The sequence below is a fragment of the Vibrio sp. S12_S33 genome, from assembly GCF_963889785.1.
Taxonomy (GTDB): Bacteria; Pseudomonadota; Gammaproteobacteria; order Enterobacterales; family Vibrionaceae; genus Vibrio; species Vibrio aestuarianus.
On record NZ_CAWPQZ010000015.1, the window covers coordinates 1 to 17244 of the forward strand.

A 17244-nucleotide genomic window follows, 5' to 3' on the forward strand; every position below is an offset into this window, starting at 1 on the left:
TTTACACAAAAGAATGACCAAGGGAAAAGCATGTTGTGGGCAAAAGGTTCACTCAACGGATTGAGCGAACCAATCTAACCCTGCGTTCCAGATTAAAACGTTTAGTACGTAGAACAATCGGTTTTTCCAAATCGGAGAAGATGCACGATAAGGTGATCGGAACATTCATTGAACGAGAATTCTATCTTTGAATCAACCGATTGGAGTCACGACCCTATTTTTGCGAATCGGTTATTCAAACACTATTCACTCAACCAGTAATACCCGCTGAACAAAAACCAAATCCGCTAAGTCGGAGATAGGTGGTGGTACTAAAATTGGTTGCACAAGGCTGTAGTAGCAAGAAGGTAGCTTCGCTTTTGAATATCAGTTACCGAACCGTTGAAACTCACCGACAGAATATCAAACATAAATTGGACATTCACTCAACCGCTGAGCTAGCAAAATACGCAGTGCAAAAAGGAATATTAGAATAACCGCCTAACAGGTGGTGCTGCGCGGTTGCTACTCTTCTTTGGTGATACTACCTATTTCAAGCATTGGTGCTACGTCGATGTTTTCAGCATTCATCATCGAAGATAAACGTTGCACAGATGAAAGCAGTAGGCTCTGTTCCCATTCTGCAAGTTGTCTAAATTGATCAACAAAGCTTTCTTGTAATGGCTGCGGTGCTTTTGCTAGCAATGCTTTTCCGGCTTCCGTGAGATGAGCATGCACTTTACGTTTGTCAGTATTGCTGCGAATTCTTTGCACGTAACCGTTACGCTCAAGTCTATCCAAGATAGTGGTCGCTGTTGCTTGGCTCATGTTGGTGTGATTAGACAAGGTTCTAATGGTCACTTCACCGAGATCTTCAATTGAGCGCATTAAAATGAGCTGAGGGCCTGTCAGTCCAGCATCTTTACTTAGTTTTTTCGAATGCAGATCGATTGCACGGATGATCTGTCGGATTGAGACTAAAACTTCTTCGTGTTTTTCCAAAATCACTACCCAAAAATGAATGTTATTAATAAGTCGCGACGATACCGCAGTTCTCCATGCTTTAAAAGTACTGTGAGCAAGGTTTATTACGCAAAATATAATCTAAAAATCAATTGTGACGTAAAATTATTAGTGTTCAAAGTATTTTTGTGGTGCGCAAGTTAGATGTTAGTGCGATTTTTGTCCGTTCAGTCTGGTTTTTTGGTTAATTTTGTTTAAATAATGACCGTTGTGTGGATTTTGTCGATGAGGGTGGTAGAGTGGGCAATAAAATTAAAAATGAAATTGCTATGTGCACGAAGTTATTTCTGATTTTAAAAATGGAAATTGTTTCGTTCTCATGGTTATTGAGTTCCACTGAAAATCATTTTTTAGAGAGGGAAAATGACAAAAGGTATTGATAAATACAGTATCGATAGTACTGACTATACGGTCGGACAAGATAATGTTCAAAAATGGGGTTTCGATGTACATAACCCTGTTTTTGGTTGGAGTGCTGGCTTAATTGCATTGTTTTTAATTGCAACACTGTTGGTTGAGCCGGAAGCGGCTAAGGCTGCGCTTGATGGTGTTAAGTGGCAAATTATCGGCACATTCGATTGGTTGTTTATCTGGTCGGGCAACATTTTTGTCGTGTTTTGCTTAGCTTTGATCGTCTCACCATTTGGTAAAATCCGTTTGGGCGGCCAAGATGCAGCGGCTGATTATTCATTTATTTCATGGCTTTCAATGCTGTTTGCTGCGGGAATGGGTATTGGCCTTATGTTTTGGAGTGTTGCAGAACCAGCGGCTTATTTTACTGGGTGGTACGAAACGCCATTGGGTGTTGAGGCAAATACACCAGAAGCGGCAAAGTTGGCCTTGGGTGCTACCATGTATCACTGGGGGCTTCATCCATGGGCCATTTATGGCGTGGTGGCGTTATCATTAGCTTTCTTTGCCTACAATAAAGGCTTGCCTCTATCTATTCGTTCTATTTTCTATCCTTTGCTTGGTGATCGCGCTTGGGGTTGGGCTGGGCACGTAATCGATATTCTTGCGGTGCTTGCAACCTTGTTTGGTCTAGCGACATCGCTTGGCCTTGGTGCGCAACAAGCGGCTAGTGGTATTCACCATGTATTTGGTATTGATGCAGGCATGGGGCTACAAATTACCGTTATCACCGTTGTTACCTTGCTAGCTGTTGTGTCTGTTGTGCGGGGTATTGATGGTGGTGTGAAAGTCATCAGTAACATCAATATGATCATCGCGTTTTTGTTACTACTCTTGGTGGCGCTGATTGGCTACGCGGTCACCTTTGCTTCAATTCCGACAACACTCATGGCGTACATTGAAAATATAATCCCATTAAGTAACCCTCATGGGCGTACTGATGAAGCGTGGTTCCAAGGCTGGACAGTCTTTTACTGGGCTTGGTGGATTTCATGGTCACCATTTGTCGGAATGTTTATTGCGCGTGTTTCAAAAGGTCGTACTATCCGTGAATTCATGACGGCGGTATTGCTGGTACCAACATCGGTAACGTTAATTTGGATGTCAGTATTTGGTGGCCTGGCAATTGATCAAATTATTAATAATGTTGGTGAATTGGGTGCAAACGGTTTAACTGAAGTGCCGCTAGCAATGTTCCAAATGTTTGATGCACTACCGTATGGCAATGCGTTATCGATCATTGCTGTTGTATTAGTCTTGGTGTTCTTTATTACCTCATCCGACTCTGGTTCTTTGGTTATCGATAGTATTACTGCTGGCGGTAAGATAGACGCACCAGTGTTACAGCGCATTTTCTGGGCTCTGATGGAAGGTGCGATTGCGATCGCGCTACTTTGGATTGGTGGTTCGAATGCCATTCAAGCCCTGCAAGCAGCAGCCATATCAACGGCATTACCATTCACCATTGTGCTGCTGTTAATGTGTGTTAGTTTGATTTTAGGTATGCGGACTGAAAAAATTAAATAGCATTAATAACTGATTGAAAGGGCGACGTTATGTCGCCCTTTTTGTTTGCTGAAAAATTGACGCTTGTCATTGGATTATCTTTTTGAAAACATTAATAAAAGCAATTGGTTATCTTGATACAAAAAACTATATTTAGTTCGTGCATGTACTGAGGAAAGTAGTTAACATTTGGCACCTTTTCTGTTCCCAAAATTTTGAAAATTCATGAAATTGACCCTTAAACAAAAGCTGATAGGTGCTAGTCTTTCTGCCGTCGTCGTTATGGCGAGCGCATTGACTTGGCTATCTGCAGACCAACTATTTGAACAAACTCAAAATGGCGTATATTCACGTGCAGCAAGTCTTTCAGCCGTGGCGGCGGAAGGTATTTCTGAGTGGATAGTCGTTCGTAAGGATATCTCATCAGCCTTTAACGATTACACCTCGCAAGACGACGTGGTACCGTTTTTACAACAAGCGCGTAAAGCGGGTGGTTTTGATGACATCTTCTTTGGCACTCCCAAAGGTGATATGTACCGCTCTCATCCTGAGCGCAATCGTGCTGACTATGACCCTCGCCAGCGACCTTGGTATAAAGATGCCTCTTCGGCTGGTAAACAAATTATTACCACTGCATACCAAGATGCTATCACCAATGCGTTATTAGTGACTATTGCTGAACCTGTACGTATAAATGATCAGTTTGCCGGTGTTGTTGGTGCTGATGTCCTGATTGACCAACTGATTAATGATGTGATCAGTTTGGATGCTGGCAAAAATGCTTATGCGATGTTAATCGATGCTCAGAACGGGACATTCCTCGCACATCCCGATAAAAACTACTTGCTGAAGCCTGTCTCATCACTTTCCAAAACATTGCAGATGAGCATGATTGAGCAAGCCATGTTATCTGCAACAATTGAAGAGATCACAATTAAAGGCCAGAACAAGCTGTTTTATTTTGCGAAAGTCCCACAAACAGATTGGATTTTTGCCATTGAAATGGATCGTGCAACCGAAGAAGCCGCTCATACCTCTTTGCTTCAAGATCTGATTATTACCGCGTTCATGATTACCATTGTTGTCATTGTTCTTGTGTCATGGTTAGTGAGTTTCTTATTCCGAGACCTAGGCCGTGTATCAAAAGCATTGGAAGAAATAGCTTCTGGCGAAGGTGATTTGACTCAGCGTCTTGAACCTCGAAGTGATGATGAAGTAGGGCAATTGGCCCATAACTTCAATACATTTGTCGGTAATATGCATACTATGGTGTCAACGCTAAGTTTGATTTCTGCTGCATTGTCAGAACAGTCAAAGCAGACCGCTTCACAAGCAGAAGAGCGTAGTTCACGCATTCGCTTGCAACAAGACGAAATTAATATGGTGGCGACTGCCATCAATGAAATGGCCGCAGCCACTCAAGAAATTGCCGGTAATGCTGACCATACTGCACAGAATGCGGGAGAAGCCGTAACCGCCTGTGTGCACGGTTCTGACCAAGTGTCTCAAACACAAGGTTCAATTCAGAATTTAGCGCAAGAGGTACAAGTGGCCACCGATGTGATTCAAGAACTTGAAGCACATGGTAAGCACATTAATACCATCTTGGCGACGATTCAGAATATTGCAGAGCAAACTAACTTACTCGCATTGAATGCAGCGATTGAAGCGGCTCGTGCAGGTGAACAGGGACGTGGATTTGCAGTCGTTGCCGACGAAGTGCGCGTACTTAGTCAACGTACTCATGCATCGACAAAAGAAATCCAGCAAATGATTGAAACCCTACAATTAACCACGGGTAAAGCTGTCGGTATTATGGATGACAGCCGTATGCTTGCAGGTACCAGTGTCGATGATGCCAATGCGGCTTCGGCAAGCTTAACGCAGATTCATGAGTCAGTTGAACGTATTAGTGATATGGCGACACAGATTGCCTCGGCCGCAGAAGAGCAAGCGTCTGTAACTTCTGAGATCACTCGTAATACCGAAGGGATTCGTGATGTCTCTAATGACTTAGCTCTAGAAGCGCACAGCGCGGCAGAGCAAGCGGCTCAGCTGTCAGAATTATCTCATGAATTAGAAAATGAGATCCGCCGCTTTAAGTTATAGCATTCAAATGGGTTGGCATTATAACCTATTGATTAAAATCTAAAAAAAAGGAACTTTCGGGTTCCTTTTTTAGTTTGTTATTGACTGCGATTGTTATTATAACCAAAACTCTTTTATGCTTTGCTTAGCATTAAAATGGTGCGCGATTTGGGCCTGAAATAATTCAGCGGTTGCAATCGCATCTGTTAAGGCATGATGCGGGGTATAAGCTGGTAAACCATATCTGATCCGTGATTGGCCTAAACGGACTGATTGTGGTGATTTACCTTTCAATTTATTCATCAGCCCTCCGTATAACCGCTTCTGAATATCTGTTTCAAGTTGTAATGTGTCAATCACAGGGAACTCAATCCCTTCCTGAATTCGTATCTTTAACGCCTGATCGAGAAAACGGCGTTCAATGTGACGGTAGTGAACCACCACAATACGCCCAGCTAGCGCATTAAGAACGGGTTCAATGACCTCTGAAAGATCCGGAGCATCTAAAATATCATTATGAGTGATGCCATGAATAACAACGGAATTCTCTTTTAATATTTGGCGAGGTCTAACAATCCAATGCTGGGCACGATTAATGAATATTCGATTCAGTGTAAAAGGCACGACTCCAATAGTGATAATGTCATCAGTGCTCGCATTTAACCCTGTGGTTTCAAAATCAAGGGCAACAAACTCGATTTCATCTAAAGGGGTATCACCAATGACTAACGCCTTCGAGTAAAATGCTTTCAGTAGAGGGTGTTTCGCCAAATCATGCTTATTGGCATATTTATTGGTCCAGTCAATACTCGGTTTCTGAAACAGTTGTTTAATCATTGCGGTCACTTAAATTTATTACTGGCTTGATAACGGTACTTCAGAAAATTCTGTGCATTACTGAGTATTTGGAAAGCATCTTTTAAGTTACGTCTTTCAAAATCAGACAAATTCTCAGGTTCAATATTGTTATCGGGTTCAATAGCTTGTTCTACATCAACGGCTTGGTGACGGATTCGAACCATAGAGACAAACTCCATCGCATCTTTTAAATCTTGAGCTCGGCCTTTTGGTAAAATGCCAGCATCGATAATGTCATCTAAACGCTCAAAAGAATTGGTAGAACGAGAGCCTACGGCTAAAGCATGAACTCGGATAAGGTCAGCCAGCGGGGCTGTACCACGGCGTTTTAAGTTAATGGTGTTGTTGTGACGCCCATCTTTTTCCATGACAAAGTCTTTAAAAAATCCTAATGGAGGTGTTCGATTAAGCGCATTACGAGCTAAACAGGCAAGAAAACGGTTATTTTTTCTTGCTCGACGGACAATAAACCCATTGAGTTGTTCTGCCCACTTGGTTCGACCATATACACCACATAAATCAAAGAAAATTGATGCATTAAGTAAGGCTTTAGGGTTGGGGTCATCGATCCAATCGGCAAAGCACTCTTCCCATTGTGCACGGGTCATGCGCCACATTGGGTTGCTGGCCATAATGTCACCAGTGCAATAACTGTAACCACATTGGTCTAAGCTATCGCAGACAAATTTAGCCAGTGCTTCGAAGTATGCGCCATGTTTTTTCTCATCATAACTATCATCTAAGATCATTGCATTATCTTGATCTGTGACGATTAATTGTTCATCGCGTCCCATTGAACCTAAAGCGAGGAAGCAATAAGGAATAGGGGGAGATCCTATGTTCTCTTCGGCTAATTCGATAATACGCTGCTTAAAGCTACGTCCTATGACCGACATGGCTGTTCCTACCATGTGAGAATTCGCATCCTCATTTACTAATCGAACAAAACTGTCTTTGACTTGATTGGACAGCGCTGCTAACTCTTCTACATTTTGTTGTTGGAAGATTCGGCTGACGAGCAGCAGTGAGTTTTGTGATTCGTAGCGGACGATATCAGTTGCTTCAATAATTCCTATCGGTTTTTTTTCTTTTAAAATGGGTAAATGATGTACGTTATAGCGAAGCATGGTTAGCATGGCCTCGTAAACGTAGGCATTGTGATCCAGCGAAACAACTTCTACCGTCATGACGTCTGTGACCTGTTTACTTGGATCAACGCCAACCGCCAATACGCGTGTACATAAATCACGGTCAGTCAAAATACCGACCACAGGGCTCGCATCTTCTTCGTTGTCTTCAAAAATATCTGGGTCGATAACCAATAAGGAGGAGATATTTTCCTCAGCCATCTTGATCGCCGCGTTTTGTATCGTCTCCGTTTTATAAACGAATGGTGCTTCACGAGTCAGTAGGGTTTTCACTTTCGATGTGGTGAGATCATTTTGATCTGATTTGCTTGATATAGCTTGACGTAGTCGAGCATTATCTTCTACTTCGACAAAGTCGGCGAAGCTATCATGGTTATCATATAAGTCTTGAAAGATATTCTCAGGAATGCAGTAGACCAATGTATCTTCAATGGCAGTGACGGGAAAGCGAACTCGGTTATTGGTTAATAGCCCCATCTGTCCAAATAACCCACCTTCAGTTAAGCGATTGTAAAGCTCACCTTTACGACGATAGACTTCAACGACGCCACTACGAATTAAGTACAAATCTTGAATGTGATCGCCAAAATGAATAATGGGAGTGCCTTGACGAAAGTAGGATATTTCGACGTGTTGTGTCACATCGACTAGGGTCTCTTCAGGAAGTTCATTGAAGGGGGGATATTGAGCAAGGAAGTTTTTTATTTCTATTAATTCGGCTTCCATCGTGGCTTCCTTTTAGCTTAAAAATTCAAAATGTTATGTTACATGAATTCACAAGCAATTGCAGGGCGAGGGAAGGCTCGTTCTTTAAAGATGAAAGTTTCATCAATGATGTAAAGAAAAATAGCCGACATTGAGCCGGCTATTTCCTATTTTTATGGGTGGTTATAAAACAGCAGCGATGCCTTTACATAATGGCCCCATGTTAGATTTCGTCATGCCAGCAACGCTGATTCGACCAGAGCCGACAATATAAATAGCAAACTCATCTTTCAGGCGAGTGACTTTGTCTTTGCTTAGGCCAGAGAAAGAGAACATGCCATTTTGGCGTTCAATAAAACTAAAATCTGCCTCTACACCTTCAGCTTTCAACGTAGCAACAAATAGCTCACGCATTTCTTGAATACGGACACGCATTTCAGCGACTTCTTGTTCCCATTCTGTACGCAATTCCGCGTTATTTAGAATGTGCGTTACCACTGCAGCACCATGCGCAGGTGGGTTTGAGTAAATAGAGCGGATAATGGCTTTAACTTGAGAAAAGGCAGTGGTCACGGTTTCTGTCGATGCTGCGACGATAGTGAATGCGCCTACACGTTCATTGTATAAGCCAAAGTTTTTAGAGAATGAACTCGCAACTAAGATCTCTTTGTTGTATTTGGCAAAAGTACGTAGGCCTTGTGCATCCTCTTCTACGCCTTTAGCAAAGCCTTGATAAGCGAAGTCAAACAGCGGCAGTAGTCCTTTCTCTGCAATCAGTTTAGCTAATGCTTCCCACTCTTCAGCGGTTGGATCGATGCCTGTTGGGTTATGACAGCAGCCGTGTAGTAAGACGATATCTCCCGTTTGAGCTTGAGCAAGATCAGCCAGCATAGCAGCGAAATCTTTATCTTTTGCTTCAGCGTTGTAGTAAGAGTATTGCGCTGTTTCTAGACCCGCGGCATTAAACACCCCATGATGGTTAGCCCATGTTGGATTACTGATCCAAATTTTCACATCACCCAGTTGACGTTTAATGAATTCGCCAGCCACACGCAATGCACCTGTACCACCTGGAGCTTGAGCTGTTTTTGCTAACTTTTGAGTGACAATGTCAGACTCAGTGCCAAAAAGCAGTTTTTGCACAGCAAGGCCGTATTCAGCCGTACCTTCAATTGTGAGGTAAGATTTTGTTTTCTCAGACTCAAGTAGTGCCGCTTCTGCTTTTTTTACTGTAGCAAGAATTGGGGTTTCACCAGCTTCATTTTTGTAGATCCCAACGCCAAGGTTAATTTTCTCTGCGCGAGGGTCTTTTTTGAACTCTTCAGTTAAGCCAAGAATAGGGTCAGCCGGGGCTGCGACAACTTTTTCAAACATAACGCTCATCCATGTAAAGTATAAGAAAGGGGTCTAATAAGGTAGAAATTAACGTATTTATACCTTTATGAAATATCTGTGACAACCGCGTAAAAGAGAAAAATTAAAAATAATTTGATTTGGCAATGAATCGTTAGAAAAAAGGCCATTTATTTAAAAGAAAACCCCAATCGGCTGGCGATTGAGGTCTAGAATTTTAGAAAATATTTGATCTGGCGCTGATGCTAGTCGTTATTTTTTCAGTTCTATTTCCGACTCTATGGCTTGTGTTTCAATGTCAGGGTGTTTTGCTAATTTGTCCGCAGCCCATTGATTGAAATGCTTTAAAATAGCAGAGACAGCGTGCGTTTGATTCACTTTTTCGCCTTCTTTCACTTCCAGCGCTTGTTTGGGATGAAGCCCGGTCGCATCCTCGGCAATATGCAGCCAATCAGGGTGCCAATAATAAGGCTGACCGGAGGGAGTTGTCCAACTATGTACACCGTTAGATTGACCTTTGTATTGCAAGTTTTCTGCTTCTATTTTTTTCATTATTTATCTCTCTAAGCGTTAATACTGACCTAATGAGGATTATAGCGTGAGCATCCTCAAGATATCATGAGTCAATGTAGCAGAGGTTATTGAAATTAATGTGATTTAAGTCTTATTAATGGTGAGATATGGCAAGGCAATTAAGTATGATGGCAAAATCTGAGAGCTAAGCCATTCAATATAATGTTTTTTTAAAAAAAAGCTAAAGTAGTCTACCTATACTTATTAAATATTTGGTAGCTATACCCTTCCTATTTGAAGTTGTTTGGGTATAGGTTCAACACCAGTATATCTATAGTATTAAATAATAAATTACACAAAAAGCCTCCATGGCTGGAGGCTTTCTAAATCGATAGTGTGCAATAGTGTTTAGAAGTTTGCTGAACGTGGTGTGCGTGGGAATGGAATTACGTCACGAACGTTACCCATGCCTGTTACGTATGACACCAAACGCTCGAATCCTAAACCAAAGCCAGCATGTGGAACTGTGCCGTAGCGACGTAAATCACGGTACCAGTTCATGTGTTCAGGGTCGATACCCATCTCGATCATGCGAGCATCAAGCACATCCAAGCGTTCTTCACGTTGAGAACCACCAATAATCTCACCGATACCCGGCGCTAGAACATCCATCGCTGCCACTGTTTTACCATCTTCATTGAGACGCATGTAAAACGCTTTGATATCTTTTGGATAGTTCTTAACGATAACTGGTGCTTTGAAATGTTCTTCTGCAAGGAAGCGTTCGTGTTCTGAAGAAAGGTCGATACCCCATTCCACGTCAAATTCAAACTTACGGCCAGAATCGAGTAGGATTTGAATTGCATCTGTGTAATCAACTTGGGCAAAATCTGACTTCACGAATTGCTCAAGACGCGTAATCGCTTCTTTATCAATGCGTGATGCAAAGAATTCAAGGTCATCACGACGCTCTTCTAATACCGCTTTAAACACATATTTCAACATGTCTTCGGCTAATTTTGCAACATCGTTTAGATCTGCAAATGCCAATTCAGGTTCAACCATCCAAAACTCAGCCAGATGACGGCTTGTATTTGAGTTTTCAGCACGGAAAGTAGGGCCAAAAGTATAAACTTTACTTAATGCACAAGCGTAAGCTTCGGCGTTTAACTGGCCAGATACGGTTAGGAATGTCTCTTTACCAAAGAAATCTTCGTTGTAATCAACATTGCCTTTGTCATCTAGAGGAAGGTTTGCGTGATCTAATGTTGATACGCGGAACATTTCACCTGCACCTTCAGCATCGGATGCTGTAATCAGTGGTGCCGACATCCAGAAGTAACCTTGTTCATGATAGAAGCGGTGGATTGCTTGAGACAGACAGTTACGTACACGAGCTACAGCACCAATAACGTTAGTGCGTGGGCGTAGGTGTGCAACTTCACGGAGATATTCAATCGAGTGACGAGTTTTTGCCATTGGATAAGTATCGGCATCTTCAACCCAACCAACGACTTTTACCTCAGTCGCTGCTAGCTCAAAATCTTGACCAGAAGCAGGGGACTCAACAATCTTGCCAGTTACTTCAACAGAGCAGCCAGTGGTTAGCTTTAATACTTCGTCTTCGTAATTATTAAGATTATTAGGGACCACGGCCTGAATCGGGTCGAAACAAGAGCCGTCATAAATGGCAAGAAAAGAGATTCCAGCTTTGGAATCACGACGTGAGCGAATCCAGCCACGGACAGTGACTTCACTGTCAACCGCTAGCTTACCGTTCAATACGTCTGTTACAGGCGCGTAAGTCATGTTAGGTATAGTCTCCATTGAGGTAAAAACTCAACCCAACATTCAAACGTGTTTTCGCTTCAATAAGTGAACAAAAAACAAGCTAAACATTGGGTTGCTTATTACTTTTTTAATTCAATGGCACATATTACCTGTCAATTCGCTAGCATCAACCTTTATTGTCGATTAGACGAAGAATTCTTCGCTGAAAGGGTAAATTGATTCATTAATGTTTCTAAATGCTGTGAAAGCTGTTCTAAATCAACACTGATCTCGCGAGTTTGTGTGGCCGATTGAGAGGTATCGTCGGCATGGCGTGTGATAATTTCAATTTTGCCTTGTACGTCTTGGCTAACTTGTGTGGTTGTTCGAGTCTGTTCTTGAATCGAAGTTGCGTGAACCAGTACTTGTTTCATCTCTGCAACGACATTTGTCATAGTGGAAGAGAGTTCTTCGACTTCGGTTGAGCGTTTATGCGCTTGTGAGCAGACAGAATCAACCGATGAAAGGGAGGCGTCACTGTTATGTTTAAATTGTGCGATAATTTGCTCGATACTCCCTGTCGCTTCTGCAGTTAGTGAGGCGAGTTGACGTACTTCATCGGCAACGACCGCGAACCCACGCCCTTGCTCCCCAGCACGAGCAGCTTCAATTGTTGCATTGAGAGCCAGTAAATTGGTTTGCTCTGCGATGCCTTTAATGGTTTCGAGAATTGAGGAAACTTGTCCTGTTTGACCGTTTAGCTCAGATATTTTGTGCTTAACGGATTCGATATCACCAACTAGCCCTTTGATGTATTCACTTGCCACATGAGCTTGTTGAGCACTTTGCTGCGCGACACTCGCAGTGTGTTTAATTAATGTTGATGCATCGATAGTTGCTTGTTCAACTTGTTGCTGTTGAGATTGCATTTCCTCAATGTTGATTTGTACATCAGAGGTTTCACGTTGTTGGTTATCTGCTGCTTGGTCGGTGACTTGTGCTACATCTGTCAATTTATTTGCAGACTCTGCGAGCGAATGGGAGGTGTCTTGCACTTTGACTAAGCTGTCGGAAACGGTATCCATCAGGGAATTAATTGATTGGGCAAGTTGACCGAGTTCATCTGTTCTATCGCTGCTTAAACGTTGAGACAAGTCTTTACTTTTACTCACGCTACACATGAATCGTGACGTTTTTTGGATAGGCCGTACAATTATTTTTCGGATCAGGGCGAGGGTAATGATAAAACCAACAAAAGCGATAGAGGCCATGATACCAACTGCGATAACGGTATGCTTGCTCATCATCTGGTTGACATGGCTTAAGTTATATTCAAGACGAATGGCACCTAACACCGTGCCTTCTTCAGCCATATGGCAGGCAACACAGTTGGTTCCCCGGTAATCGCTGCTTGACTTCATTGGTAGCGCGACGACTAATCCTTTACCCCAATCGGCGCTAATTGGTTCTATGATGGTTTCGCCGCTGAGTGCACGTCTATCAATATCATCAAGTGGTTTTTGGTTTTCTTGTCCAGGTCCGTAGAGTTTGCTTACTGCGTCCGCGCGTAATACTCGGACTTGTTCAATGCCGTCTTGCGCTAAGGCTTTTTGGCGCAAGGTTTCTTTTTGTGCCATAGTCCCTGTGAGCATCATCATATTAAGGCTATCAAAATAGTTGCTGGCTTTATCATGCAGTTGTTCACTGAGCACTGAATTGAGCAGATCCCGTTGTTGGGTATATTGATAAGTCGTTGATACGGCCAATACAACCGCAAAAACAGAGATGAGGGTTAAGAGTAATTTAGATGTTATTGTTGAGTTCATGATAATTTTATAGTTATAAGTTAAAGGCAATGTAAATATAGCGTTAATTGCAACTACTGCAAAAGTAGTAGTTTAGGGAGTGTGACCTTAGACAAATTATGGTTTTTGTATCTGCGATATTACACTTCTCTAATCAAACTTTTGACATTAAAGCAATTTTTTTGGCAGCTAACATGAAATAACCATTTTAAGGTTCAGTTTTAACCGTTTTGCTGGAGATTAATATTGAGGTGAACTTGTGTCATTAGGCCTTATTACTTAGTATTGCGTGTCTTTCTAAAGCCAGAGAATCAAGATGAAAACAGAATTATATAAAGAGTTTATGTTTGAAGCAGCTCATCATTTACCACATGTACCTAAAGGACATAAATGTGGTCGCTTGCACGGACACTCTTTCTTAGTTCGTCTGTATGTAGAAGGGGAGGTCAACCCGTATACAGGATGGGTTGTTGACTTTGCGGAAATAAAAGCCGCATTTAAGCCTATTTATGATCGTTTGGATCACTATTACTTGAACGATATCGAAGGACTCGAGAATCCAACCAGCGAAGTTTTAGCACAATGGATTTGGCAACAATTGAAACCCGCACTCCCACTATTGAGCAAGGTAGAGATTAAAGAGACATGCACCGCCGGTTGTATTTATAAAGGCGAAGTATAGGGTTAGATAGAAAAGCGAAGCAGGAACTTCGCTTTTTTGTATATTGAGTTTTATGGGCTTCAGCTACTATTACCAAATGATGTCACGGTGAAATAAAAACCATCAATTATGAAATAGATAGGTCAGTTACCCCAGATCTGGTTTACATATTCAGGATGGTCGATATATGGATTCCGGTTCCCTTGAAATTGATAAATTGCCTCATTACGCTCGTGTTCTTTAGCGCTCACGGGATCTTCTTGGTGCCAACGTTTTAGCATCGTCAGTAGCCAAGGTTCAAATACCGTTGTACTACTACCATCAAGCACTGCATCAGAGTTAATGCTATTTTCTTGCCAATTACTGACTATGTTTTCATAGCGGGTCGCCATATAAAAATAAGCTCGTGCAAAATCGCCTTTAAATTCGTCAATTGGTTCAAACACTGTTCCATTATACCCTAAAGAACTGCTCGCGGTTCCGAGTTTAGAGCCGTTGCTAGAGACATAAGTGCTATTGCCGACTTCACCGAATGGCCAGTTACTGCGTTTTGAGTTGACAAAACCATCAGTGGCAAACAAATGATGGCCATCTGAATACATCGGTTCAACTGCACCGCCAAACCAGCTTTTAGGAAACGAATGTTCTCTGTTATAGCAATCACCCTCTTGCTTATACTGACCACATTGATCGCTGACTTTGGTAAAGTTAACATCATCATTGCTTGCAGGCTTTTCAGAATAGACATCCAAAATTGAACCATCATTTTCATAGTAGTTGTCTAGATCTGCATCTTTTACTAATGTCCAAATTGCTGAATAACCGCGACTATTATGATTATTAATGATGTTGTATAAGGCGCTTTTTAATTCAAAACCAGTCTTTCCTGCTGCTGCTTGATAATAGTCAGTGCTTGGCGAGAGGGATGGTTCGCTAAGTGAGAAGTTATTCGATTGCTTGTATTGGAACTGCCCACCAGATGATAGTGTTTGTTGTCCATTGACTAAAGAATAAGAACCGTTTCCAAAACTACAGCAGATGCCATCGCCATGGCTGTCGTTGATCGTGAATGTGTATTCACCATCAGCTAAGCATATGTTTTGGTTATAAGTCGTGGAATTACTGTAACCATTACCTGAATAAACAACTTTAGATTGACTATTTATTATTTCCCAGGAGGTTTCCGCCGCATACTGGTCAGTGGTTAAATTGAGAGTGAGGTCGTGATCACCGCAAATGTTAGTTGGGGGTGTCATTGTGCTACTGCTCGGCTGAAAGTTATCAATATATATGAGTTCGGAGCCGTCAAACCCAGTCATATCATAAAAACGTAGCCCAACTTGAATGTCTTTAGTACTGGTTGCGATGTAGTTATGGGTGAGCGTCTGCCACTGATTCGTTTTTTGTGGTTCAGAGTAACCTTGGTAACCATCAACAATTAAGCGTGCTTGTAGGTGACCTTCTGTGTGATAAATGGAAACTGAAAATGGGTAGCTTTTACCTTGTTCAACACTAAGGGTCTGTAGCAAATCTGTATTGCTTTGTATTGTCGTATTAACGGTGACTTGTGCGGAAAGTCCGCCGTTACTGATTTGTGTACTAGATGGAGTAATGGAAATACCAGAATCTATGGTGGTCCAGTCCGTTGGCGTATTACCGACCCACTGTTCAAAATCACCATTTTGTACCTGAGCGTAAGACAGAGGAGTGCACAGAAGCGTGAGTAAGGTAAGGTTTGTTATTTTTATGGTCATAATTTTCTCATTGGATTTTTAAATCACAATCAAGATAACTATTTATCAAGCTTATAAATTATAGCTACATCTCATTTTGGCGTGTCATGCTTGGAATATCTCACAATTTTATGCGGGAGATCTCACGTTTGATATTCTGTAGTCAGCGAAAAATGCTTGATAAAAGGAAGCCCAAGCATTTCGGCTTGGGCTTCTGGCATCTATGTGGGCTTAGTTAGCACACAACTTTAATTGCCAAACCACCTTGTGAGGTTTCACGGTATTTAGCATTCATGTCTTTACCGGTTTCCAGCATCGTCTCGATAACTTTATCAAGTGAGACTCGGGGGGCTGAAGAACGACGAAGCGCCATACGTGTTGAGTTAATAGACTTAACTGCAGCAATACCATTACGTTCAATACAAGGGACTTGCACTTGACCTGCAACAGGGTCACAGGTTAGGCCAAGGTTATGTTCCATTGCAATTTCTGCTGCCATACATACTTGCTCAGGGCTACCGCCCATCAGCTCAGCAAGACCTGCTGCTGCCATAGAACATGCCACACCCACTTCACCCTGACAGCCCACTTCCGCTCCAGAAATTGAAGCATTACGCTTGTATAGACCACCGATAGCGCCTGAAGCGGCGAAGTAACGGATGTAATCTTTCTCGGTAACAGTTTGAATGAATTTATCGTAATACGCTAAAACGGCAGGGATAATGCCACAAGCACCATTGGTTGGCGCTGTTACGACACGACCACCCGCTGCATTTTCTTCATTGACTGCAAAGGCGTACATATTAACCCAGTCAACAACCGCCATTGGATCGTTGGTTGTTTTTTCTGACGTCATTAATTGTTGACGAAGCACAGCGGCACGACGAGGAACGCGCAGAGGACCAGGCAAAATTCCTTCCGTATTCATACCACGATCCATACACTCGCGCATGGTTTTCCAAATGTTAGCAAAATAGGTGCGAACTTCTTCATCAGAGTGCAATGCTTTTTCATTCGCCATGACCAGAGTGCTGATGGAAAGACCATTGTCCTTACATTGGTTCATCAGTTCTTCAGCACTGGTAAACACATACGGAACTTTGATTGGGTTTTCTTTCTCTTTACCAAAATTCTCTTCATCAACGATGAAACCACCACCGATCGAGTAATAAGTTTTCGAGTAAGCCACTTCGTCATCAATCCACGCGTGGATCTGCATACCATTTTCATGCAAAGACAAGTTAGTTTTGTGGAAATTCATTCCACCATCTTTAGGAAATGATACGGTGTGGCAATGCATGCCAACAGGAAGGCGCTCTGTTTCTTCAACACGAGCAATAAAGCTTGGAATTGCATCTATATCGACTTTCTCAGGGGTATTACCAGCAAGACCCATGATGATAGCAATATCGGTGTGGTGACCTTTCCCTGTCAGTGATAATGAACCATAAACGTCCACGGTGATTTTAGTGATGTCGCGCAATTTTCCCATTGAACGTAAATCATCAATAAATTCTTTACCCGCTTTCATTGGTCCCACTGTGTGTGAGCTTGAAGGACCAACACCGATTTTATAGATATCAAATACACTAATCATATCGATTACCTCAAAAGTAAGCCCCCCTATCAAAGAGGGAGGCTTCTTATTATTGTTATATTCTGTATTCAGTTATCAAAGTCATTGTCTTCAG

The 17244-nt window shown here is 42.2% G+C and carries 12 protein-coding genes and 2 pseudogenes; 5 read left to right on the forward strand and 9 right to left on the reverse strand.

Features of this window, described 5'->3' with window-relative positions; all coding sequences use genetic code 11:
- Positions 1–17: 17 nt before the first annotated feature.
- Both AACW06_RS09040 and AACW06_RS09045 read left to right on the forward strand, forming a co-directional pair.
- Positions 18–191, forward strand: a pseudogene (locus tag AACW06_RS09040) (IS1 family transposase); the annotation flags it as partial.
- A 24-nt stretch (positions 192–215) separates the two neighbouring features.
- Positions 216–476 (forward strand): annotated as a pseudogene (locus AACW06_RS09045) (response regulator transcription factor); the annotation flags it as partial.
- 28 nt (positions 477–504) lie between these two features.
- Here AACW06_RS09045 and AACW06_RS09050 read toward each other — a convergent pair.
- Positions 505–981 carry a MarR family winged helix-turn-helix transcriptional regulator gene (locus tag AACW06_RS09050; RefSeq protein ID WP_192074812.1) on the reverse strand — a complete coding sequence of 159 codons (477 nt, stop codon included), beginning with the start codon at positions 979–981 and terminating at the stop codon, positions 505–507.
- 384 nt (positions 982–1365) lie between these two features.
- On the opposite strand from AACW06_RS09050, the gene AACW06_RS09055 reads away from it, so the two are divergent.
- Together AACW06_RS09055 and AACW06_RS09060 are read left to right on the forward strand one after the other, a co-directional pair.
- Positions 1366–2940 carry a BCCT family transporter gene (locus AACW06_RS09055; RefSeq protein ID WP_192074813.1) on the forward strand — a complete coding sequence of 525 codons (1575 nt, stop codon included), beginning with the start codon at positions 1366–1368 and terminating at the stop codon, positions 2938–2940.
- Positions 2941–3144: 204 nt separating this feature from the next.
- Positions 3145–5028, forward strand: coding sequence for a methyl-accepting chemotaxis protein (locus AACW06_RS09060; protein ID WP_192074814.1), 1884 nt, complete (start codon positions 3145–3147; stop codon positions 5026–5028).
- A gap of 96 nt (positions 5029–5124) precedes the next feature.
- Here the strand turns inward: AACW06_RS09060 and AACW06_RS09065 are convergent, their stop codons facing one another.
- From AACW06_RS09065 to AACW06_RS09090, 6 genes are all read right to left on the reverse strand, one after another.
- Positions 5125–5841 (reverse strand): 3'-5' exonuclease, encoded by a 717-nt coding sequence (locus AACW06_RS09065; protein ID WP_261915583.1) that lies wholly within the window; start codon positions 5839–5841, stop codon positions 5125–5127.
- Between the two features lie 8 nt (positions 5842–5849).
- Entirely contained in the window at positions 5850–7739 is a 1890-nt protein-coding gene (locus tag AACW06_RS09070; RefSeq protein WP_171980285.1) for a putative nucleotidyltransferase substrate binding domain-containing protein, read from the reverse strand.
- Positions 7740–7901: 162 nt separating this feature from the next.
- Entirely contained in the window at positions 7902–9092 is a 1191-nt protein-coding gene (locus AACW06_RS09075) for an amino acid aminotransferase (protein WP_443263165.1), read from the reverse strand.
- A gap of 231 nt (positions 9093–9323) precedes the next feature.
- Complete coding sequence (locus tag AACW06_RS09080; RefSeq protein WP_168522043.1) at positions 9324–9623, reverse strand: hypothetical protein; 300 nt, start codon at positions 9621–9623, stop codon at positions 9324–9326.
- A 369-nt stretch (positions 9624–9992) separates the two neighbouring features.
- Positions 9993–11393 (reverse strand): asparagine--tRNA ligase, encoded by a 1401-nt coding sequence (gene asnS / locus AACW06_RS09085; protein ID WP_192074816.1) that lies wholly within the window; start codon positions 11391–11393, stop codon positions 9993–9995.
- Between the two features lie 155 nt (positions 11394–11548).
- Entirely contained in the window at positions 11549–13180 is a 1632-nt protein-coding gene (locus AACW06_RS09090) for a methyl-accepting chemotaxis protein (protein ID WP_192074817.1), read from the reverse strand.
- A gap of 295 nt (positions 13181–13475) precedes the next feature.
- Here AACW06_RS09090 and queD point away from each other — a divergent pair, with 295 nt between their 5' ends.
- Positions 13476–13841, forward strand: coding sequence for a 6-carboxytetrahydropterin synthase QueD (gene queD, locus AACW06_RS09095; protein ID WP_192074818.1), 366 nt, complete (start codon positions 13476–13478; stop codon positions 13839–13841).
- A gap of 122 nt (positions 13842–13963) precedes the next feature.
- On the opposite strand, the gene AACW06_RS09100 is transcribed toward queD, so the two are convergent.
- Complete coding sequence (locus tag AACW06_RS09100; protein WP_192074819.1) at positions 13964–15574, reverse strand: endonuclease; 1611 nt, start codon at positions 15572–15574, stop codon at positions 13964–13966.
- A 214-nt stretch (positions 15575–15788) separates the two neighbouring features.
- A complete protein-coding gene (locus AACW06_RS09105; protein ID WP_192074820.1) occupies positions 15789–17150 on the reverse strand; it encodes an L-serine ammonia-lyase in 1362 nt (453 codons plus the stop codon).
- Positions 17151–17244: the final 94 nt, after the last annotated feature.